This window comes from Aeromicrobium sp. Leaf272 (genome assembly GCF_001422865.1).
GTDB lineage: Bacteria > Actinomycetota > Actinomycetes > Propionibacteriales > Nocardioidaceae > Aeromicrobium.
The window spans coordinates 324,677-345,385 of record NZ_LMMY01000010.1; the positions used below are offsets into that span (position 1 = coordinate 324,677).

Sequence of the window (20,709 nt, forward strand, 5' to 3'; positions counted from 1 at the left end):
CGGTGCCACCCTTGGCGCTCTTGTCCTTGAACTGCGTCATGCGACCCGCCTCGCCGAAGCCGGTGAGGCAGTTGAAGATCCACGCCAGCTGCGTGTGCTCGGGCACGTGGCTCTGGCAGAACAGCGCCGACCGCTCGGGGTCGACGCCGGCTGCGAGGAGCTGTGCCGCCGACGCGTGGGTCCGTGCCCTCAGGGCTGCCGGGTCCGGCTGCACCGTGAGCGCGTGCAGGTCGGCGATGAAGTAGAACGCGTCGTGGTCGTCCTGCAGGCCCACCCACTGGCGGATCGCCCCGAGGTAGTTCCCGAAGTGGAACGACTCGGCCGTCGGCTGGATGCCGGACAGCGAGCGGGGACGGGTGCTGCTGGACATGCTGTGCATTCTGCCAGTGAGGTTCTGCCGGTCAGGTCCTAGGCTCGGGCGGGTGGACGACGTACGCACGTGGCAGGTTCCGGGTCGGGTCAACCTCATCGGGGAGCACCTCGACTACAACGGGGGCCCGTCGGTCCCCTTCGCGATCGACCGCTTCCTCACCCTGAAGGTGCGCCGCCGTGACGACGACGCGGTCAACGTGTGGAGCACCCTGCCCGACGGTCGCCGTGAGCGCGCGGCGTTCACGGTCGACGTCGCACCGGGCGGCGGCGCCGTCGCGGCGGACGGGTGGGCCGCCTACCCCGCGGGCGCGGTGTGGGCGCTGCGCTCCCAGGGCTCGCTGCCCGGCTGCGACCTGGTGCTCGAGTCGTCGCTGCCCCTCGGTGCCGGTCTCTCGTCGTCGGCCGCGCTCACCGTGGGGGTCGTGTCCGCCCTCGCCGACCTGGCCGGTCTCGACCTGGACCCGCTCACGGCGGCCCGCCTCGCCCAGCGCGCCGAGAACGACTTCGTGGGGGCGCCGACCGGCCTCATGGACCAGCTGGCCGTCACGTTCGGCCGTGAGGGCCAGGCCGTCGTGACCGACCCGCTCGGCGACGCCGAGCCCGAGCGCGTCCCGTTCGACGTGGCCGCGGCCGACCTCTCGCTGCTGGTCATCTCCACGGGCGTGGACCACTCGCACGTGGCCGCCTCCGGAGGCGGGGGGTACGCCGAGCGGCGCGCCCAGTGCGAGGAGGCCGCGTCGGCCCTGGGCCTCGACCACCTCGCGAAGGCCGGGCTCGACGCGCTCGTCCGGCTCGACGACCCCGTGCTGCGTCGTCGCACGCAGCACGTCTTCACCGAGACGGCTCGCGTCAAGGCCGCCCTGCGCACGCTGCGCGAGCAGGACTGGGAGCAGCTCGGGACGGTCCTCACCGCCTCGCACACCTCTCTGCGCGACGACTTCGAGGTCAGCTGCGCCGAGCTCGACGTCGCGGTCGAGTCCGCCCTCGAGGCCGGCGCCCTCGGCGCCCGCATGACCGGCGGCGGGTTCGGCGGCTCGGCCATCGCCCTGGTCCCGCAGGCCAAGGCGGGACCGGTGCGCGAGCTCGTGGAGCAGCGCTACGACGCCCTGGGCTGGAAGACGCCCGAGGTGTTCGCGGTCCGTGCCGCCGACGGGGTCCACCGCACCGCCTGAGGTCCCTCCTGGCCGCCTCGCGCCCACACGGGGTGGAAGACTGTCGGGGTGACCGTCCGCCGCATCGCGTACCAGGGGGAACCCGGCGCGAACTCCCACATCGTCTGCCAGCAGCACCACCCCGACGCCGAGGCCGTGGCCTGCGCGTCGTTCGAGGACGTGTTCGCGGCCGTCACCGGTGGTGACGCCGACCTCGCGATGATCCCGATCGACAACTCGATCGCAGGCCGGGTGGCCGACATCCACCACTTCCTGCCCACGTCGGGCCTGCACATCGTCGGCGAGCACTTCCTGCGGATCCAGTTCATGGTCATGGGCGTCCCGGGCACCACCCTCGACACCGTGCGCACGGTCCACAGCCACGTGCACGCCCTCGGGCAGTGCCGCAAGATCATCCAGCAGCACGGCTGGACGCCTCTCGTCTCCGGCGACACCGCCGGTGCCGCACGCGAGATCGCCGAGGCCCGCGACGTCAGCCAGGCGGCGATCGCCCCGCCGCTCGCCGCGCAGATCTACGGACTCGAGATCCTGGCGCGCGACGTCGAGGACGAGGACCACAACACGACCCGCTTCGTGGAGCTCTCGCGCGAGCCCGCCGTCCCGGCCGCCGGCGCGGGACCAGTCGTGACGACCTTCATCTTCAACGTGCGCAACCTGCCGGCGGCCCTCTACAAGGCCCTGGGCGGCTTCGCCACGAACGGCGTCAACATGACCAAGCTCGAGAGCTACATGGTGGGGGGCGAGTTCACCGCCACCCAGTTCCTCGCCGAGGTCGACGGGCACCCGGACGACCCGCACGTGGCGCGCGCCCTCGAGGAGCTCACGTTCTTCACCACCGAGACCCGCGTGCTCGGCGTCTACCCGGCCGACCCGTTCCGGGCCGAGTCCGCCTGAGCCGAGCCCACCGATGGACTCCCTGAGCTGGCCGCTGTCCGTGCCCGTCCTCTCCGACGGCGTGGTGACCCTGCGCGCCGCCACGCCGGCCGACGTCGCGTCGATGCACGAGATGACGCAGGACCCCGACATGCAGCGGTGGACCGCGGTCCCGGTGCCCAACACGCCCGAGATGAGCGAGGCGTTCGCCCTGCAGATCGGCGCCGAGGCGTGGGACCAGGGCACGGCGCGGATGTGGGTGGTCGAGGCCGCCGACGACTCCGGACGGGCCCGGTTCGCCGGCAACGTCGACGTCCGGGGCGGGCCGGTCGCCGACCTCGGCTTCTCCCTGCACCCGTGGGCGCGCGGTCGCGGACTGATGACCCGGGCCGTGCGCCTCGCCGTCGACCACGTGTTCACCGAGTGCGCGGTGGAGTCGGTCCACTGGCGGGCGCACGTCGGCAACGAGGCCTCCCTGCGGGTGGCGCACGCCTGCGGCTTCCAGCTCGTGGGCTCCTCGCCCGCCCTGCTGCACGAGCGGGGTCGCACCCTCGACGCCTGGACGGCGGTGCTGCGCTTCGGCGACGCCCCCGTGCCCAGGGGGCGCTGGCTCGACGCTCCCGTGATCGAGACGGACCGCTTGCGGCTGCGACCCTTCGCGGAGTCCGACGCCGCCCGGGTGGCCGAGGCGTGCGGCGACGAGACCGCGGGGCACTGGTTGAACACCCTGCCGCGCCCGTACACGCTCGACGTCGCGCGCGCCTACCTGGCCGACTGCACCTGGCAGGCGGCCATCGGGTCCAAGCTCACCTGGGCCGTGGCCGACCGCGAGACCGACGCGCTCGTCGCGAACCTCGCCCTCATGCACCTCGACGGCCCCAACCCCGGGACGGCCGAGGTCGGCTACTGGGCCCACCCGGACGCGCGGGGTCGAGGATTCATGACCGAGGCGGTCCGCGCGGCCGTGCGCCACGCGCTCGCCGCTGACGGGCCCGACCACGAGCCGCTCGGCCTGCACCGCCTCAGCCTGCGGGCAGCGGCCGGCAACGCGGCCAGCAACCGGGTGGCCGAACGGGCGGGCTTCCGGCGCATCGGGGTCGAGCGCGAGGCCGAGCTGCTCGGCGACGGCTCGGTCGACGACCTGGTCTCCTACGACCTGCTGCGCGACGAGGTCTGAGACCTTCGCCACGAGGCGGCGGTTTCGTCGGCGTCGACCTGCACACTTGGTTGCGTGACCCAACCGACACGTGCCCCCGTCGACGCCGCGACCTCCCCCTGGCCGGCGCTGTGGGCCATGGTCATCGGGTTCTTCATGATCCTCGTCGACAACACGATCGTCTCGGTCGCGACGCCGGCGATCATCGAGGACCTGCAGACCGACTACAACAGCGGCATCTGGGTCACGAGCGCCTACCTGCTGGCCTACGCCGTGCCCCTGCTCGTCACGGGACGGCTCGGCGACCGGTTCGGGCCCAAGCGGGTCTACCTCGTCGGACTCGCGATCTTCACCCTCGCCTCGCTCTGGTGCGGCCTCACCGACTCCATCGGCGGGCTCATCGCCGCGCGCGTCGTGCAGGGCGTCGGCGCGTCGCTCATCACGCCGCAGACCATGTCGGTCATCACCCGCACCTTCCCTGCCGCCAAGCGCGGCAGCGCCATGGCGCTGTGGGGAGCGACAGCGGGCGTCGCGACGCTGGTCGGCCCCATCCTGGGTGGCGTGCTCGTCGACGCGGCCGGCTGGGAGTGGATCTTCTTCGTCAACGTGCCGGTCGGGATCGTGGGGTTCGTGCTCGCGATGCGGCTCGTGCCCACCCTCGAGACGCACGCGCACAGCTTCGACTGGCTGGGCGTGGCCCTGAGCGCGGCCGGCATGTTCCTGCTCGTGTGCGGGATCCAGGAGGGCGAGCGGTACGACTGGGGCACGATCGCCGGTCCGGTCAGCGTGCCGCTGCTCATCGGCGTCGGGGTCCTCGTGCTCGGGCTCTTCGTGGTCTGGCAGAGCCGGGTGCGCACCGAGCCGCTCGTGCCGCTGGGCCTGTTCCGCGACCGGAACTTCTCGGTGGGCAACCTGGGCATCGCCATGGTCTCGCTCGCCATCACCGCGATGAGCCTGCCGTTCATGTTCTACGCCCAGGGCGCGCGGGGCTGGAGCCCCACGGAGGCCGCGCTGTTCATGGCGCCCATGGCCGTGGTGCTGCTCGCGCTCTCGCCCGTCGTGGGCAAGCTGTCCGACCGCGTCCACCCGCGCATCCTCACCCTCGTGGGGTTCGGCACGGCCGCCGTCGCCATGCGCTGGCTCGGCTCGCTCGTCGACCCGACCACACCCGGGTGGCAGCTGTTGCTGCCGATGGCCCTGTTCGGCGTCTCCAACGCCTTCCTCTGGGCTCCGCTCAGCGCCACCGCGACCCGGAACCTCCCCCTGGCGTCCGCCGGCGCGGGCGCGGGCGTCTACAACACGACCCGACAGGTGGCCGCCGCGCTCGGCAGCGCGGCCGTGGCCGCCCTGATCGGTGCGCGGCTCTCGGCCAACGGTCTCGACGGCGACGCGGCGGCGTTCCAGTCGGCGGGCGGCGCGGCGATGCCGGCGCAGGTGGCCGATGCGTTCTCGCGCGCCATGTCCGAGGCGTTCTGGCTGCCCACCATCGCGTTCGTCGTCGGGCTCGTCGTCGTGCTCTTCTTCGAGCGGCCGCGGCACCAGGGGGCCCCACCGGCGACGGCTGCGAGCGCTCGGGCGACCGCGGAGCCGGCGACTCCGCCCGCTGCCTAGACTTCGGCAGGTGACCAGCACCCACGTCCTGACGCTGTCGTGCCCGGACCGCCCCGGACTCGTCTTCGCCGTCACCCGGTGGATCCACGAGACCGGCGGCAACATCCTGGACTCCCAGCAGTACACCGACCCCAGTGATGACGTGGACGCGAGCGGGGAGTTCTTCCTGCGCCTCCACGTCGACTTCGGCCCCGGTCGCGACGCCGGCGAGCTCACGCAGGGCTTCGCCCCCGTCGCGGCCGAGCTGGCGATGGACTTCCGCCTGGTCGAGGCCGAGCGCCCCGCCCGCACCCTGGTGCTCGTGTCCAAGGAGGGGCACTGCCTCAACGACCTGCTCTACCGGCAGAGCTCGGGCGGCCTGAACATCGAGGTGCCGGCCGTGGTGTCCAACCACCGCGACCTCGAGCGGCTCGCCTCGTCCTACGACGTGCCGTTCCACCACCTGCCCGTCACCCGCGAGACCAAGCCCGACGTCGAGGCCCGCGTGCTGGACCTGGTCGACGAGCTCGACATCGACCTCGTGGTGCTCGCGCGCTACATGCAGATCCTGAGCGACGACCTCTGCCGCGCGCTCGCCGGCCGGGCGATCAACATCCACCACAGCTTCCTGCCGAGCTTCAAGGGCGCCCGGCCGTACCACCAGGCCCACGACCGCGGGGTCAAGCTCATCGGCGCCACCGCGCACTACGTGACGGCCGACCTCGACGAGGGGCCGATCATCGAGCAGGGCGTGCAGCGGGTGGACCACCGGATGAGTCCGGCCGACCTCGCCCGCGTGGGACGCGACGTCGAGGCCCAGACGCTCTCGCGGGCGGTGCGCCTGCACGCCGAGTCGCGGGTGCTCATGAACGGTCCGCGCACCGTCGTCTTCGCCTGACGCACGGTCGGTCGGGTCACCACTCCCAGCGAGCGGTGCACAGCCCGGGACCGAAGTCCGTCTGCCGGTGCAGGAGCCCGGTGGCCCCGTCGAGGGCCACGGGCCACTCGTGGCCGAGCCCCGCCTCCTGGAAGCCGACCCAGCACCTGCTGGGCAGCTGGTCGGGGTGGAAGCGGACCCACACCATGCACTGCTCGAGACGCTGCTCGGCCACCGCGCCCCACTCGGAGTCGAGAGCCGAGTCGTCCGTGACCGGGCACAGGACGATCTCGGTCACCACCGACTCCCCCAGCGAGAGGGGTCGGTCGAACCTCAGGCGTGCGGCACTGATCCCGTCGATGATGTCGACCACGCCGTCGACCGAGCAGCCCGAGACGGCTCGCATGACCGTGTCGGTGGCGAAGTCCGTCAGGCCCTCGAACTCCGTCGTGCCCGTGCCGACGCCCGGCGCCACGAACATCGTGACGCCAGCAGCGCCCTCGACGGCCGCCACGAAGACCTGCGTCACCCGCACCTGGCTGATCCGACGGTCGGCGTCGACGTCCACGACGAGGTCGAACGCGATGCGGTCCACCTCGTCCTCGCCGACGAGGCCACGGTCCCTGCCGACCTGACGCGCCAGGCCCACCAGGTCGTCGAACGGCGCCGGTCCGGTCCGCCCACGACGACGCAGGTGCGATGACAACGCACCCGGGTGGAGGCCGAGCAGCTCCTCGATCGCCACGAGCGCCTCCAGGGAGATCCTCCGTTGGGGCTCCCGCTGACCGGAGCGCCAGTAGGACAGGGCGGCCAGCGACACCGCGTGCCCGCGGTCTGCCAGGCGCGACCGGAGCCACGACAGGCCGACCCCGCGCGCGTCCAGCGCGTCGGAGAAGGCGTCGGCGAACCGCCGGCTCTCGGTCATGCAGGGATCGTGGCATGCGCAGCGCCGGGTGTCCGACGGACGGTCCGATGGCGCGGGCTCGCGGGTGAGGCGTGATTCACATGCAATCTTCACACCGTTGGGAGCGCTGTGTGAAGCGCGGAGTCCTAGGGTTGGTTCCAAGAGCCGCGGTTCCGTTGCATCCAGGGGGTGACGGGCCGCGGTTCTCGTCCGTGTGCGTGTCCCGGGTCCCGCACGACGCTCGCCCTGGCACGACGTCTCACCCCTCGGCCGAGAAGTCCGGATGTTGAGACCAGTGATCCTGGTCTGGAAATGTCCCTACGGTCGTCCCGACGCACGCCACACGCAGACGTGCCCGACCCGAGGACGACCATGACGACCACCCCCCGCCGACGACTCACCGCCACCGCGCTCGCCGCTGCTGCCGCCCTGGTGCTGGCGGCGTGCGGATCCGGCGGAGGTGAGAGTGACGAGACCATCAGCATCGTCGGCTTCGCCGTGCCCGAGGCCGCCAACAAGGCGATCGCGGAGAAGTTCAACGAGACACCCGAGGGCGAGGGCGTGCGGTTCAAGACGTCCTACGGTGCTTCGGGCGACCAGAGCCGCGCCGTCGTCGACGGCCTGAAGGCCGACTACGTGCACCTGTCCGTGGCGACCGACGTCGACCGGCTCGTCGACGCGGGCCTCGTCGAGGACACCTGGGACGACGGCGAGAACAAGGGCATCGTGTCGACCTCGGTCGTGGTGCTCGGCGTCCGCGAGGGGAACCCGAAGAACATCCAGGGCTGGGACGACCTCGTGAAGCCCGGCGTCGAGATCGTCACCGCCAACCCCGCCTCCTCCGGCGCGGCCCGCTGGAACGCCCTCGCCGCCTGGGGCAGCGTCACCGAGAACGGCGGCAGCAAGGCCGAGGCCACCGAGTACATCGACCGGCTGTTCAAGAACGTGGTGTCGCTGACCAACAGCGGCCGTGACGCGACCCAGAGCTTCCTCGGGGGCACCGGCGACGTCCTGCTCGCGTACGAGAACGAAGCCATCCTCGCCGCGCAGCAGGGCCAGGGCTTCGACTACGTCATCCCCGAGACCACGCTGCTCATCGAGAACCCTGGCGCGCTCCTGACGAAGCACACCCCCGCTGCCGAGTCCTGGCTCGACTTCGTGCTCGGCGAGACCGGTCAGCGCGAGTTCGCCCTCAAGGGCTTCCGCCCGCTGAACCTCGAGGAGCCGGGCACCGCCGACCTCGAGTCGGTCGGCCTCGAGGCGTCCGACATCAAGGGCGCCCCCGACCCGGCCGACCCGTTCCCCGCTGTGAAGAACCTGCTCACCCTCACCGACAACTTCGGCGGCCCGGGCTGGGGCGGTGTGAAGGACGAGCTGTTCGGCGACGGCAAGGACGGCGCTCCCGTCGGCATCGTCACCGACGCCATCTCGAAGTCCGGCAAGGCCTCCCAGTAGTCCATGACCAGCACCCTCACCCCGACGGGCCGGCCGGAGCGACGACTCCGGCCGGCCCTGCCGAGCACCCTCACCCGCACCTCGGGCCTCGGCCTCGGCATCGCGATGCTGTGGTTCAGCCTGCTCGTGCTGATCCCGCTGTGCGCCGTGGTCGTGACCGCGTCCGAGGGTGGCTGGGCGAACTTCTGGCGCGCCATCTCCAACGAGCAGACCCGAGCGGCCATCGCCGTCACGCTGCAGGCCGCCGCCGCCGTGACGCTGGTGAACGTCGTCGTCGGGACGATGATCGCGTGGGTGCTCGTCCGTGACCGCTTCTGGGGCAAGGCCGCCCTGGAGGTCGTCATCGACATCCCGTTCGCGTTGCCCACGATCGTGGCCGGCCTCGTCCTGCTCTCCCTGTACGGCAACGACGAGAGCCCCCTGGGCATCAACGTGGCCAACAGCGGTGCGTCGGTGTACCTGGCGTTCCTCTTCGTCACGCTGCCGTTCGTCGTGCGCATGGTCCAGCCGGTGCTCGAGGAGCTCGACCCGGAGGTCGAGGAGGCCGCCGCCTCCCTCGGGGCGAGCCGGTTCACGACCTTCCGTCGCGTGATCCTGCCGGGACTGGCCCCGGCGATCGCGGCCGGCGCCGCCCTCTCGTTCGCCCGCGGCGTGGGCGAGTACGGCTCGCTCGTGCTGCTGTCGGGCAACCTGCCCTTCACCTCCGAGGTCGCGTCGGTGCGCATCCTCGGGGCCATCGAGAACGACAACCCGGCCGCGGCCGCGTCGATCGCCACCCTGTTGCTGCTCGTCTCGCTGCTGACGATCATCGTGCTCGACCTCCTGCAGAGGAGGATCAGCGACCGTGGCTGACGCACGCCTCACCCGGCACCCGAAGGGGCCGGTCACCTACCTGCTGCGCGTCGTCGCCGTCGTGTACCTCGGCCTCCTCGTGGTGTGGCCCGTCGCGCTCGTGGTGACGAACACCTTCGAGAACGGGCTGGACTCGCTGCGCAGCCTGTTCGAGGACCCCGACATGGTGGCCGCCCTGCAGCTCACCGCCGTCGCGGCGCTCTGCGCCACCGCGATCAACCTCGTGTTCGGCGTCGGCATCTCCCTGCTGCTCGTGCGCTCGGAGTTCCCGGGCAAGCGGCTGCTGAGCGCCGCGCTCGACCTGCCGCTCTCGGTCTCGCCGATCGTCGTCGGCCTCGCGCTCGTGCTCGTCTACGGCGGGCGCGGGGGGTGGTTCGGGCCGTCGCTCGAGAGCTGGGGAATCCAGATCATCTTCTCGACGCCCGGCATCGTCATGGCCACCGCGTTCGTCGCGCTGCCGCTCGTGATCCGCGAGGTCGTGCCGGTGCTCCGCGAGATCGGCACGGAGCAGGAGCAGGCCGCCCGCAGCCTCGGGGCGAACGGCTGGCAGACGTTCTGGCGGATCACCCTGCCGGGCATCCGTTGGGCGGTCGTCTACGGCGTCGTCCTCACGCTCGCCCGCTCGCTCGGCGAGTTCGGGGCCGTCAAGGTCGTCTCCGGCAACATCCTCGGCGAGACGCGCACGGCGACGCTCGCGGTCGAGGAGAAGTACCTCAACTTCGACGCCGAGGGCGCCTACGCGATCGCGTTCCTGCTCGCCAGCGTGTCCGTCGTGTGCATCGTCGTCGTCCAGATCCTGCGCTCGCGTGCCGAGCGCCACTAGTCCTCCGTACAGTCCCCAGACCCGGGAGAAGCACCCATGAGCATCGACGTCGCAGGCGTCAGCAAGAGGTTCGGCGACTTCGTCGCGCTCGACGACGTCGACCTCGCCATCCCCACGGGACAGCTGACCGCGCTGCTCGGTCCGAGCGGCGGGGGCAAGACCACGCTGCTGCGCATCATCGCCGGCCTGGAGTCGGCCGACACCGGGTCGGTCGAGATCGAGGGCGTGAACGCCACGGCGCTGCCGGTGCAGAAGCGCAACGTCGGCTTCGTGTTCCAGCACTACGCGGCCTTCAAGCACCTCAGCGTCCGTCGCAACGTGGCGTTCGGCCTCGAGATCCGCAAGCGGCCGAAGGACGAGATCGAGGCGAAGGTCGACGAGCTGCTGCAGCTCGTGCACCTGGAGCAGTTCGCCGACCGACGCCCGGCCCAGCTGTCGGGAGGCCAGCGCCAGCGCATGGCGCTGGCCCGCGCCCTGGCCATCCAGCCGTCGGTGCTGCTGCTCGACGAGCCGTTCGGCGCGCTCGACGCCAAGGTGCGCAAGGAACTGCGCGACTGGCTCCGACGTCTGCACGACGAGATGCACGTGACCACGGTCTTCGTGACCCACGACCAGGAGGAGGCGCTCGAGGTCGCCGACTCCATCGTCGTCATCAACGAGGGTCGCATCGAGCAGATCGGCACGCCCGACGACCTCTACGACAAGCCCGCCAGTGACTTCGTGCTGTCGTTCCTCGGTCCGGTCACCACCCTGGGCGACCACCTCGTGCGTCCGCACGACATCGAGATCTCGCGGTACGAGCAGGCCGCGACCGCGGTGGGCACGATCACCCGGTGGACGCGCATCGGCTTCGAGGTGCGCCTCGAGGTCACGCCGGAGGACGCGCGCCACCCAGCGCCGATCCTGGTGACCCTCACCCGGTCCGACGCGAACGCCCTGGGTCTGCACCAGGGCGACCGCGTGTGGCTGCGCCCCCGGCCCGGTTCCTCCTAGCGGGCCGAGGCCACGGTCCTGGACCGCTGTCCGCGCCGGGACCGACGGACGTGGACCGCCACCAGGCCGCCCACCGCGCTGACCCCCGCGGCGGCGAGGAACGCGGCGGGGTACCCGGCGGCCGGGACGAGCACCCCGATCACCGAGGAGCCGACGGCCTGCCCCAGGACGAGCACCACGAACAGCAGGGCCGTCCCCGACGCTCCGCGGGCCTCGTCGATCTCGATCGTCCAGACGATGAGCGCTCCCGACGCGGCGACGAAGCCCCACCCGAAGGCGGCACAGGCCGCCAGCGCGACCGGCGTGACGGCGGGCAGCAGTGCGAGCGTGGCCGTGGCGAGCGCGACGACTCCCGCCGTGAGGACCCACGACGCCCGCGGTCCGATCCGCTCCATCCTCCGGCTCGAGGCCGCCACGAGCGTCCCCCCGACACCCACGGCGATCCAGGCGACCACGGACGCCGTCCGACCCGTCCCCGCATCGACGAGCATGGCCCGCCCGTAGCTCCAGACGGCCGCCGAGCCGGCTCCCAGCAGCAGGGCCGCCGCGACGACCCGGGCGTGGGCGACCCACCACGTCGCCGGCAGCACACCGCGCGCCGAGCCCCCTGTGGACCCGACGCCGTTCCTGGACGAGGCCAGCACGAGGCCGGCCACGAGCACCGTGAACAGTCCGGACCACGCCCATGCGGCACGCCAGTCCGGCAGGAGCAGCAGGGCCAGCGCCCCGGCCGCGACGAGTCCGGGGCCCGTGCCGGAGTTCACCGCGGCCTGGGCGGCAGGACGCTCGCGCGTGGACGGGTCCTGCTGGAGGAGGGCGACCATGGCCGGCGAGGTGAGCCCCGCACCCGCCGACGCCACGACGGCGAGGAGCGCGAACGTCGGCACGTCGGGCGCCAGTGCCATGCCGAACGCGCCGCCGCCGGCCGTGGCCGCAGCCCCGACGACGAGCGCTCGAGCGTGCCTCGCGGCGAGGAGCAGCCCGGCGAGCGCACCGAGGCAGTAGACGACCGAGGCCCCGCTGGAGACGAGACCGGCGGTGGCGACCCCGAGGCCGAGGTCGGCCTGCACGTCGGGCAGGTACAGCCCCGACGCCAGGCGGACCAGACCGTAGGTGGCCGCCACGAGGCCGAGACCGGAGGGGACGAGGAGGAGGGATAACGAAAACGTACGTTTCACTTCGCCGAGTCTAGGCTGACCCCATGCCCCTGCGCACCTCCACGGAGACCCGGCTGCTCGACGCCGCCGACGAGCTGTTCTTCCGGCACGGCGTCGCAGCCACCCCGATCGATGCCGTCATCGAGCGCGCCGGCGTCTCGGCCGCCACCCTCTACCGGGGCTTCGCCAGCAAGGAGGCGCTGCTCGCCGCGGCGCTCGAGCGTCGGCACCGCGCCTGGCTGGAGACGTGGGACGACGCGATCGCGGCGCAGGAGACACCCGAGGGCAGGCTCCTGGCCGTGTTCGACGCGCTCGACGCCTTCCGGGCCGGCTCCCTCGGCTCGCGCTGGTGCGCCTTCCTCGGCTCGGCCGCCGAGCACGCCGACCCGCCCCCGGAGCTCGCGGAGGCACTGCGCCGCGAGTCCGACGACCTGCGCGGCCGCCTCGTCGAGCTGGCGCGCGACGTCGATCCCCGGCGCGGCGACCAGCTGGGCGAGCAGCTGCTGCTGGTCGTGACCGGAGACCTCGCGATGCGGCTCCGGTCACCCGGGTGGACCACGGACGTGGCTCGCACCACCGCCACGACGCTGGTCCGGAGCTAGCCCGCGGCGGGCGACGCCTCGGACGCTGCACCACGGCTGCGGCGCTGGGCGCCCAGACCCACCACGAAGATCACGAGCCCGGCGATCGCCAGGCCGGCCCCGACCAGGCTCGGGGCCCGGTAGCCGTACCCGGCGGCGATCACGACGCCACCGAGCCACGCACCCAGGCCGTTGGCGATGTTCAGGGCCGAGTGGTTCAGGGCGGCACCCAGCATCTGCGCGTCGCCCGCGGCGTCCATGAGCCGGATCTGCAGACCGATCGCCACGAGGCTGCCGAGGGCACCGATCGCGAAGACACCGAGCGCCGCCCAGACGGCCATGCCGGCGGTCTGGTGGAAGACCACGAGCACGACGACCGTCGCGATGAAGCCGCCGATCACGAGCCGGGGCACGTCCCAGTCGGCGAGCGGCCCGGCGAGCCAGGAGCCGAGCACCGAGCCGACGCCGAACGCCAGCAGGAACCACGGGATCGTCGCGTCGGCGAGCCCCGTGACGTCGGTGACGATCGGGGCGACGTAGCTGTACATGGCGAACAGGCCGCCGAAGCCGACCATGCCGGCCGTGACGGCGAACAGCACCTGGGGCCGCTTGAGGGCCGACAGCTCGCCCCTCATGCTGGCCGTCCGGTCACCCGGCTGGTGCGGCACGAACAGCAGCATCATCGCGGCCGCGAGGACGGCGAGGACGACGACCGCCCAGTAGGCGGCCCGCCACCCGAACGCCTGCCCGAGCCAGGTGGCCGCGGGGACGCCCGCGACCGTCGCGACGGAGAGGCCGAGCATGACCCGGCTGACCGCACGACCGCGTCGGTGCGCCGGCACGAGCGAGGCGGCGAGCAGCGAGGCCACGCCGAAGTAGGCACCGTGCGGGAGCCCCGCGAGGAACCGGGCCGCGAGCACGGGCACGTAGCCGCTCGCGAGCGCCGTGACGGCGTTGCCCACGCCGAGCGCCAGGATGAGCCCCACGGCGAGCTCGCGGCGCGGGAGCCGCGCACCGAGCGCCACGATGATCGGAGCCCCGACGACCACGCCGAAGGCGTAGGCCGTGATCACGTGCCCCGTGGTCGGGATCGACTCGTCGATGCCGACGGCGATCTCCTTGAGCAGGCCCATCGTCACGAACTCCGTCGTGCCGATCGCGAACCCGCCGAGCGCGAGCGCGACGATCGCCGCCCCGACGTGCGTGGCACGGGGCGACGGGGTGGCGGTCTCGGCTGCGAGGTCGACGGAGGAGGTCACGTGAAGAGCCAAGCACCTGCCGTCGGCGTGTTGTTCCCGGTGTGCGCGACATCATGCCCGCCGGCGGGCCGAGGCCAGGGGCGAGCGTCCCACCCATCGGTGCCTCAGCAACCGCAGAGGCCCTCCTGACGTTGCAGATCCACCGATGAACCGCTCACTCGACCACGATCGGTGCTTCAGCAACCGCAGGAGCGGTTCTGACGTTGCGGATCCACCGATGGGGGCGAGGGCGGAGGGCTGCACCGCGCGAACGCACGACGCCCCACGACCGGTGGCCGTGGGGCGTCGAGGAGCGTCTGCGGTCAGAGCGACAGCGAGCCCAGCACCTCGGTGAAGGTGGTGGACGGACGCATCACGGCCGTGGCCTTCTCGTCGGACGGCCGGAAGTAGCCACCGATGTCGGCCGGGGAGCCCTGCACCGCGAGCAGCTCGTCGACGATCGTCTGCTCGTTGCTGCGCAGCGCACCGGCGACGTCGGCGAAGGCGGACGCCAGCTCGGCGTCCTCGGTCTGCTTCGCCAGCTCCTCGGCCCAGTAGAGCGCGAGGTAGAAGTGGCTGCCGCGGTTGTCGATCGTGCCGAGCTTGCGGCCGGGCGAGCGGTTCTCGTCGAGGAACGTCCCCGTGGCGCGGTCGAGCGTGTCGGCCAGGATCTGGGCGCGGGCGTTGCCGGCCGTGGTGGCCAGGTGCTCGAAGCTGGCCGCCAGCGCGAAGAACTCACCGAGGCTGTCCCAGCGCAGGTAGTTCTCCTTGACGAGCTGCTGCACGTGCTTGGGTGCCGAGCCGCCCGCGCCGGTCTCGAACAGTCCGCCGCCGTTGATGAGCGGCACGACCGACAGCATCTTGGCGCTCGTGCCGAGCTCCAGGATCGGGAACAGGTCGGTGTTGTAGTCGCGCAGCACGTTGCCGGTGACGCTGATCGTGTCCTCGCCGCGACGGATGCGCTCCACCGAGTAGGTGGTCGCCTCCGTCGGCGCCATGATCTCGATCGTCAGGCCGTCGGTGTCGAGCGACGGCAGGTAGTCGTTGACCTTGGCGATGAGGTTGGCGTCGTGGGCGCGGGTCTCGTCGAGCCAGAACACCGCCGGGGCGCCCGTGGCGCGGGCGCGGGTGACGGCGAGCTCGATCCAGTTGCGGATCGGCACGTCCTTCGTCTGGCAGGCGCGCCAGATGTCGTGCGGCTCCACGTCGTGCTCGATGAGCACGGTGCCCGCGGCGTCGACGACCTGGACGGTGCCCGCGGTCTCGATCTCGAACGTCTTGTCGTGGCTGCCGTACTCCTCGGCCGCCTGGGCCATGAGGCCGACGTTCGGCACCGAGCCCATCGTGGTCGGGTCGTACGCGCCGTTGGCCTTGCAGTCCTCGACGACGGCCTGGTAGATGCCGGCGTAGCTGGAGTCGGGGATGACCGCGAGGGTGTCGTGCTCCTGGCCGTCGGCGCCCCACATGTGGCCCGACGTCCGGATCATGGCCGGCATCGACGCATCGACGATGACGTCGCTCGGCACGTGCAGGTTGGTGATGCCCTTGTCGGAGTCGACGTAGGCCAGGCGCGGCCCCTCGGCCAGGCGCTGCTCGAAGGCCGCCTTGATCTCGGCGCCGTTCGACACGGCGTCCAGCCCGGAGAGGATGCCGCCGAGGCCGTCGTTGGCACTGAGTCCCGCCGCGGCGAGGTCGTCGCCGTAGCGCGCGAACACGTCGGCGAAGTAGGCCCGCACCACGTGGCCGAAGATGATCGGGTCGGAGACCTTCATCATCGTGGCCTTCAGGTGCACCGAGAACAGCACGTCGAGGTCCTGGGCGCGCTGGACCTGCTCGGCCAGGAACGCGTCGAGCGCCGCGGCCCGCATGACGGTGGCGTCGACGACCTCACCGGCCAGCACGGGCAGGGAGTCCTTGAGCACGGTCACGGTGCCGTCGGTGGCGACGTGCTGGATCGTCAGGGTGTCGTCGGACCCGAGGACCACGGACTTCTCGTTCGAGCGGAAGTCGTCGGCGCCCATCGTGGCCACCTCGGTCTTGGAGTCGCTGCTCCAGGCGCCCATCGAGTGCGGGTTCTTGCGGGCGTAGGCCTTGACCGACGCGGGGGCGCGGCGGTCGGAGTTGCCCTCACGCAGGACCGGGTTGACCGCACTGCCCTTGACCTTGTCGTAGCGGGCCTTGGCGTCCTTCTCGGCGTCGCTCGACGGGTTGTCGGGGTAGGCCGGCAGGTCGAAGCCCTGCTCCTGCAGCTCCTTGATCGCGGCCTTGAGCTGCGGGATCGAGGCGCTGATGTTGGGCAGCTTGATGATGTTCGCCTCGGGCGTCTTGGCAAGTGCTCCGAGCTCGGCGAGCGCGTCGTCGACCTGCTGGTCGGCGGGCAGCAGGTCCGCGAAGACCGCCAGGATGCGCCCGGACAGGGAGATGTCGCGCGTCTCCACGTCGACGCCGGCCGTCGAGGCGTAGGCCTCGATGACGGGCAGGAACGAGTAGGTCGCCAGCAGCGGGGCCTCGTCGGTGTGCGTGTAGATGATCTTGGCCATCGCGGGCCACTCCTCGGGGTCGGCCGAAAGTCTCTCGACCTCAAGATATCCCTTCGGCGTCGGCGCGCGCCGCCCCGTCCCCCGCCCGGCCCCAGGACCGCTCCGTCCGGTCCCTCACTCGACGGCGGCCACCGCCAGGCGCAGCACGGCCTCGGCCCGCTCGGTGAGCCGGTCCTGGTCGCCGCCGAGCACGTTCGTCGTGACGACCACGCTGCCGAGGTCGGCGGCACCGGCCGCCTGCGTGCCGTACCCACCGGCGAGGCTGCCGAACGCGATCTCCGCCGCCCCGAGTCCGTCGACAGCGGTGACCTCGGGATCCTCCATCACCGACGTCATGCCCGAGCGGTAGGCCGCGTACCCGCCGTTGTCCTCGGCGGGGACGACCCCGTAGGAGCCGCTGACACCGCGCGGGTCCTCCTCGCCGAAGTCGCAGGTGTCGACCGGGCCCGGTTCCGTCGTCACGGTGACGCCGAGCGCGTCGCCGAGCTCCTCGGCCGAGACGAGCGAGCACAGGTCGTCCGGCACGTCGGCGCCCTTCTCGGGCGCCGCCCCGGCGGTGGCCCCGGACGAGGTGCCGGCCGCGGGGTCGTCGCCGGCAGGAGCCTCGCCTCCTCCGCAGGCTGCGAGGCCGAGCAGGGCGAGCGTGGCGAGGCCGACGAGGCACGTGCGCATGGGGGTTCCTCCAGGGTCGTGGGCGGCGGCCGGGAGCCGTGGCCCCAGGCTCGGCCCCCCGGGCTGTCGACGGCGATGGGGAAACGGCCTCATCCACCGGCCCGACGGCGGTACCGTCTGACGGTGGGTCGAGTCGACGACGTCTCCCGAGTGGTGGCAGCCCTCCTGTGCGGCGGCCAGGCCGAGGCCGGCAGCGAGGCGGACGAGGCCCAGGACCGCGACGCCTGGCGCGCGCTCGTCGCATTCTGGTTCGGTGGCACCGACGAGACGCTCCAGCACGCCGGCCGTGCCCTCGCGGCGGCCGAGGACCCGCTCGGTCGGGCCCTCGCCCTCGCGACCGTCGGGCTGGCTCGGGCGCGGAACCGCGACCCGGTGCTGACCGACCCGTTCGACGAGCTCGAGCAGGTGCTGCGCGGTCGCGACCAGCGCGATCCCGCCTGGTGGTTCGCCCGGACCCTCGCCGCGGAGGCCGCCCTCACCTGCGCGCAGGTCGACCGCGCCCTCGCCCTGCTCCCCGACTCACAGGTCCCGTCACCGTGGGAGGGCACGGCGGTCGAGGTCCTCCAGCGTCAGCTGCGGGTCCGTGCGCTCGCCTTCGGCGGCAGGATCGACCACGCGCGGCACGAGGTCGATGCGCTCGCGTCCGTCGCCACGACCCACGACCTCGCACGTCTCGCAGCCGGACTGCGCGCGCTCGTGCTGGGGAACGCCGAGCCCGCCGGCGCCGACGCCACCCACGCCCTCGTGGCCGACGTCGCCGCCAGCCCGGTCCGCGACGACCACGTCGGTCGGGGGTCGCTCCTGCTGGCCGCGTTCGGGGCGGTCGCCACCGGCGACGTGCGCAGCGCAGCCACCCTGGTGCTCCGTGCAGGCGGCGACGCCAGCCTCTCGGCGCTCACCGTGGTGGACCAGGCCCTCGGGCTCGAGCTGCTCGTGGCCGTCGGCGAGCTCGACGGCGACCAGGAGGCCGTCCGCGCCTGGGCCAGCCTCGCCGCCCCGCTCGCAGCACATCCGGCGGCGGCGTCCACGGTGCTCAGGATCCGCGCTCGCGAGGCTGCGCTGCTCGGAGACGCCGGTGCGGCGGTCCTGCTCGCCGAGCAGGCCGTCGAGTCAGCCGAGGCAGCAGGTCGGGCCGTCGAGGCAGCCGAGGGTCGCGTGGTGCTGGCCCGGTCCCACCTGCTCGCCCGGCAGGTCAAGGAGGCCACCCGCACGCTGCGTGAGGCCGTCTCCGTCGCCGACCCCGGCGGCCACGCCGCGGTGCGTCGCTCGGCGTCCCAGGTCCTGAGCACGGCAGGTCGGCGCCTGCCCCCGGTCAGCGCCGGCGGCTGGTCCGTGCTCTCGCCCCGTGAGCGCGACGTGGCCGACCTCGTGCTGCGTGGCCTGGACCAGCACGCCATTGCGCAGTCGCTGTTCCTCTCCCCCGGCACCGTGCGTTCCCACGTCTCCCGCATCCTCTGCGCCTTCGGCGTCGGCACCCGCGTCGGTCTGTTGTCCGCGGTCGGCCCACGCGGTGACGACCCCGGTCGCGACCCCGACGACCTCACGCCCCGTCAGCGCGACGTGGTCGGGCTGCTCGCGCAGGGGCGCAGCAACGTCGAGGTCGCCGCCGCGCTGGAGATCAGCGTCAAGGCGGTCGAGAAGCACGTCAGCGACGCCCTGGTCCGGTGGGACGCCGCCAGCCGATTCGAGCTGGCCCGGCAGTGGTTGAGGGCCGAGGCGGCAGTACCGGCCCCGCCCGCGGCGACGGAGCCCTCGCCCGCCGGCGCGTGACCTCGACTCGCGACTTCCGGGTTCCCGGGTGACGGTGGAGGGACACAGACTTCGAAGGAGCGGACCATGACGCACCACGTCCCCCAGCCCGACGACGGCACGGCCGTCGCGACCGCACCCACCCCCGAGGCCAAGAAGGGCTCGACCACCGAGACCGGCGCACCCGCCGGCTCGGACCGCAACAGCCTGACCCTCGGCGCCGACGGCCCGATCCTGCTCCACGACCGGCACCTGCTGGAGCAGATGGCCCACTTCAACCGTGAGCGCGTGCCCGAGCGCAACGTGCACGCCAAGGGCTCCGGCGCCTTCGGCACCTTCACGACGACCGAGGACGTGAGCGCGTACACCAAGGCCGCGCTCTTCCAGCCCGGCGTCGAGACCGAGATGCTGGCGCGGTTCTCCACCGTCGCGGGCGAGCAGGGCTCCCCCGACACCTGGCGCGACCCGCGCGGCTTCGCGCTGAAGTTCTACACGACCGAGGGCAACTACAACCTCGTCGGCAACAACACCCCGGTCTTCTTCGTCCGCGACACGATGAAGTTCCAGCACTTCATCCGCAGCCAGAAGCGACGCGGCGCCAGCGGGCTGCGCGACAACCACATGCAGTGGGACTTCTGGTCGCTCAACCCCGAGTCCGCGCACCAGGTGACCTACCTGATGGGTGATCGCGGCATCCCGCGCTCCTGGCGGCACATGAACGGCTACGGCTCGCACACCTTCCTGTGGATCAACGAGGCCGGTGACAAGCACTGGGTCAAGTACCACTTCCACAGCCAGCAGGGCGTGCAGGGACTCACCGGCGAGGACGCCGACACGATCGCCGGCCACGACGCCGACTTCCACCGTCGCGACCTGTTCGAGTCCATCGACGCCGGAGAGTTCCCGTCGTGGCGCCTGTCGGTGCAGCTCATGCCGTACGAGGACGCGAAGACCTACCGGCTCAACCCGTTCGACCTCACCAAGGTGTGGCCGCACGAGGACTACCCGCTGGTCGAGGTCGGGACCATGACCCTGAACCGGAACCCGGAGAACTTCTTCGCCGAGATCGAGCAGGCGGCCTTCGAGCCGTCGGCGATCGTGCCGGGCATCGGATTCAGCCCCGACAAGATGCTCCTGGGCCGAGTGTTCTCCTACTCCGACACCCAGCGCTACCGCATCGGGCCGAACTACCACCAGCTGCCGGTGAACCGGCCGAAGAACGTGGCGCACCACAACACCTACACGTTCGACGGTCCCATGGCCTACGACCACAGCGGCGACGAGGCGAAGTACGCGCCCAACAGCGCGGGGCGCGGCTACAGCGACGAGACCGGACCCGTCGACGACGGCTGGGAGGCCGACGGAGCGATGGTGCGCCAGGCCTACACCCTCCGCCCGGACGACGACGACTTCAGCCAGGCCGGCGCCCTCGTGCGCGACGTCTGGGACGACGCCCAGCGCGAGCGGTTCGTCGAGACCGTGGCCGGCCACCTGCTCGGCGGGGTGAAGGGCGACGTCCTGGAGCGGGCCTTCGACTACTGGAAGAACGTCGATGCCGACACCGGCAAGCAGATCGAGGAGCTCACGCGGGCCGGCCTCGGGGGCGACAACCCCGGCGGTGAGGACGACCAGGCCAAGGACCTGACCGCCAACGCCCTCGTCGAGACCCGCACCCACGCCGGCTGACCCTCCGTGACGTGACGGC

General features: G+C 72.2%; 17 protein-coding genes and 1 pseudogene. 12 read left to right on the forward strand and 6 right to left on the reverse strand.

The window, feature by feature from the left end:
- Positions 1-379, reverse strand: a pseudogene (locus ASF38_RS19085) (tryptophan--tRNA ligase); the annotation flags it as partial.
- A gap of 43 nt (positions 380-422) precedes the next feature.
- Here ASF38_RS19085 and galK point away from each other — a divergent pair.
- From galK to purU, 5 genes are read left to right on the forward strand one after another with little or no spacing between them, the layout of a single operon-like run.
- The gene (gene galK, locus ASF38_RS06800; RefSeq protein ID WP_056574622.1) at positions 423-1,544 is read left to right on the forward strand and encodes a galactokinase; all 1,122 of its coding nucleotides are present in this window, start codon (positions 423-425) and stop codon (positions 1,542-1,544) included.
- Positions 1,545-1,592: 48 nt separating this feature from the next.
- Positions 1,593-2,438, forward strand: a complete 846-nt coding sequence (locus ASF38_RS06805; protein ID WP_055969308.1) for a prephenate dehydratase — start codon at positions 1,593-1,595, stop codon at positions 2,436-2,438.
- Positions 2,439-2,451: 13 nt separating this feature from the next.
- The gene (locus ASF38_RS06810; protein ID WP_055969311.1) at positions 2,452-3,594 is read left to right on the forward strand and encodes a GNAT family N-acetyltransferase; all 1,143 of its coding nucleotides are present in this window, start codon (positions 2,452-2,454) and stop codon (positions 3,592-3,594) included.
- A 54-nt stretch (positions 3,595-3,648) separates the two neighbouring features.
- Positions 3,649-5,184: a DHA2 family efflux MFS transporter permease subunit gene (locus ASF38_RS06815; protein WP_056574625.1), complete on the forward strand. Its 1,536-nt coding sequence runs from the start codon at positions 3,649-3,651 to the stop codon at positions 5,182-5,184.
- Between the two features lie 10 nt (positions 5,185-5,194).
- On the forward strand, positions 5,195-6,061 hold the full coding sequence (purU, locus tag ASF38_RS06820) for a formyltetrahydrofolate deformylase (RefSeq protein WP_156364673.1): 867 nt from the start codon (positions 5,195-5,197) through the stop codon (positions 6,059-6,061).
- A gap of 16 nt (positions 6,062-6,077) precedes the next feature.
- On the opposite strand, the gene ASF38_RS06825 is transcribed toward purU, so the two are convergent.
- The gene (locus ASF38_RS06825) at positions 6,078-6,965 is read right to left on the reverse strand and encodes a hypothetical protein (RefSeq protein WP_055969317.1); all 888 of its coding nucleotides are present in this window, start codon (positions 6,963-6,965) and stop codon (positions 6,078-6,080) included.
- A 351-nt stretch (positions 6,966-7,316) separates the two neighbouring features.
- Here ASF38_RS06825 and ASF38_RS06830 point away from each other — a divergent pair, with 351 nt between their 5' ends.
- The 4 genes from ASF38_RS06830 to ASF38_RS06845 are packed head-to-tail and all read left to right on the forward strand — an operon-like array spanning position 7,317 to position 11,067.
- Positions 7,317-8,399 (forward strand): sulfate ABC transporter substrate-binding protein, encoded by a 1,083-nt coding sequence (locus tag ASF38_RS06830; RefSeq protein ID WP_056574628.1) that lies wholly within the window; start codon positions 7,317-7,319, stop codon positions 8,397-8,399.
- Positions 8,400-8,402: 3 nt separating this feature from the next.
- Positions 8,403-9,251, forward strand: a complete 849-nt coding sequence (gene cysT, locus ASF38_RS06835) for a sulfate ABC transporter permease subunit CysT (protein WP_055969324.1) — start codon at positions 8,403-8,405, stop codon at positions 9,249-9,251.
- Entirely contained in the window at positions 9,244-10,074 is an 831-nt protein-coding gene (locus ASF38_RS06840; RefSeq protein ID WP_055969327.1) for a sulfate ABC transporter permease, read from the forward strand. The genes cysT and ASF38_RS06840 overlap by 8 nt, the downstream gene beginning before the upstream one ends.
- Positions 10,075-10,110: 36 nt before the next feature.
- Positions 10,111-11,067 (forward strand): sulfate/molybdate ABC transporter ATP-binding protein, encoded by a 957-nt coding sequence (locus tag ASF38_RS06845; protein WP_055969330.1) that lies wholly within the window; start codon positions 10,111-10,113, stop codon positions 11,065-11,067.
- Here the strand turns inward: ASF38_RS06845 and ASF38_RS06850 are convergent.
- Positions 11,064-12,245, reverse strand: a complete 1,182-nt coding sequence (locus ASF38_RS06850; RefSeq protein ID WP_156366828.1) for an MFS transporter — start codon at positions 12,243-12,245, stop codon at positions 11,064-11,066. The two genes, ASF38_RS06845 and ASF38_RS06850, sit on opposite strands and share 4 nt — an antisense overlap.
- A 23-nt stretch (positions 12,246-12,268) precedes the next feature.
- Between ASF38_RS06850 and ASF38_RS06855 the strand changes: the two genes are divergently transcribed.
- Positions 12,269-12,826, forward strand: a complete 558-nt coding sequence (locus ASF38_RS06855; protein ID WP_056552622.1) for a TetR/AcrR family transcriptional regulator — start codon at positions 12,269-12,271, stop codon at positions 12,824-12,826.
- Here the strand turns inward: ASF38_RS06855 and ASF38_RS06860 are convergent.
- The 3 genes from ASF38_RS06860 to ASF38_RS06870 form a co-directional block, all read right to left on the reverse strand.
- Positions 12,823-14,064 carry an MFS transporter gene (locus ASF38_RS06860; RefSeq protein WP_056574632.1) on the reverse strand — a complete coding sequence of 414 codons (1,242 nt, stop codon included), beginning with the start codon at positions 14,062-14,064 and terminating at the stop codon, positions 12,823-12,825. The two genes, ASF38_RS06855 and ASF38_RS06860, sit on opposite strands and share 4 nt — an antisense overlap.
- A 302-nt stretch (positions 14,065-14,366) precedes the next feature.
- On the reverse strand, positions 14,367-16,583 hold the full coding sequence (locus tag ASF38_RS06865; RefSeq protein WP_055969343.1) for an NADP-dependent isocitrate dehydrogenase: 2,217 nt from the start codon (positions 16,581-16,583) through the stop codon (positions 14,367-14,369).
- Positions 16,584-16,697: 114 nt separating this feature from the next.
- The gene (locus ASF38_RS06870; RefSeq protein ID WP_055969346.1) at positions 16,698-17,255 is read right to left on the reverse strand and encodes a hypothetical protein; all 558 of its coding nucleotides are present in this window, start codon (positions 17,253-17,255) and stop codon (positions 16,698-16,700) included.
- Positions 17,256-17,378: 123 nt separating this feature from the next.
- Between ASF38_RS06870 and ASF38_RS06875 the strand changes: the two genes are divergently transcribed.
- Together ASF38_RS06875 and ASF38_RS06880 are read left to right on the forward strand one after the other, a co-directional pair.
- On the forward strand, positions 17,379-19,025 hold the full coding sequence (locus ASF38_RS06875) for a LuxR family transcriptional regulator (protein ID WP_156366829.1): 1,647 nt from the start codon (positions 17,379-17,381) through the stop codon (positions 19,023-19,025).
- A gap of 66 nt (positions 19,026-19,091) precedes the next feature.
- Positions 19,092-20,690 (forward strand): catalase, encoded by a 1,599-nt coding sequence (locus ASF38_RS06880; protein WP_056574637.1) that lies wholly within the window; start codon positions 19,092-19,094, stop codon positions 20,688-20,690.
- Positions 20,691-20,709: the final 19 nt, after the last annotated feature.

What these genes read in the sequence shown, in the direction of transcription:
- ASF38_RS06830 (WP_056574628.1), top strand. Translation starts at nt 7,317, where the DNA reads ATGACGACCACCCCCCGCCGACGACTCACCGCCACCGCGCTCGCCGCT.
- ASF38_RS06855 (WP_056552622.1), top strand. Translation starts at nt 12,269, where the DNA reads ATGCCCCTGCGCACCTCCACGGAGACCCGGCTGCTCGACGCCGCCGAC.
- ASF38_RS06870 (WP_055969346.1), bottom strand. Translation starts at nt 17,255, where the DNA reads ATGCGCACGTGCCTCGTCGGCCTCGCCACGCTCGCCCTGCTCGGCCTC.
- ASF38_RS06880 (WP_056574637.1), top strand. Translation starts at nt 19,092, where the DNA reads ATGACGCACCACGTCCCCCAGCCCGACGACGGCACGGCCGTCGCGACC.
- ASF38_RS06845 (WP_055969330.1), top strand. Translation starts at nt 10,111, where the DNA reads ATGAGCATCGACGTCGCAGGCGTCAGCAAGAGGTTCGGCGACTTCGTC.
- ASF38_RS06825 (WP_055969317.1), bottom strand. Translation starts at nt 6,965, where the DNA reads ATGACCGAGAGCCGGCGGTTCGCCGACGCCTTCTCCGACGCGCTGGAC.
- cysT (WP_055969324.1), top strand. Translation starts at nt 8,403, where the DNA reads ATGACCAGCACCCTCACCCCGACGGGCCGGCCGGAGCGACGACTCCGG.
- ASF38_RS06865 (WP_055969343.1), bottom strand. Translation starts at nt 16,583, where the DNA reads ATGGCCAAGATCATCTACACGCACACCGACGAGGCCCCGCTGCTGGCG.
- ASF38_RS06810 (WP_055969311.1), top strand. Translation starts at nt 2,452, where the DNA reads ATGGACTCCCTGAGCTGGCCGCTGTCCGTGCCCGTCCTCTCCGACGGC.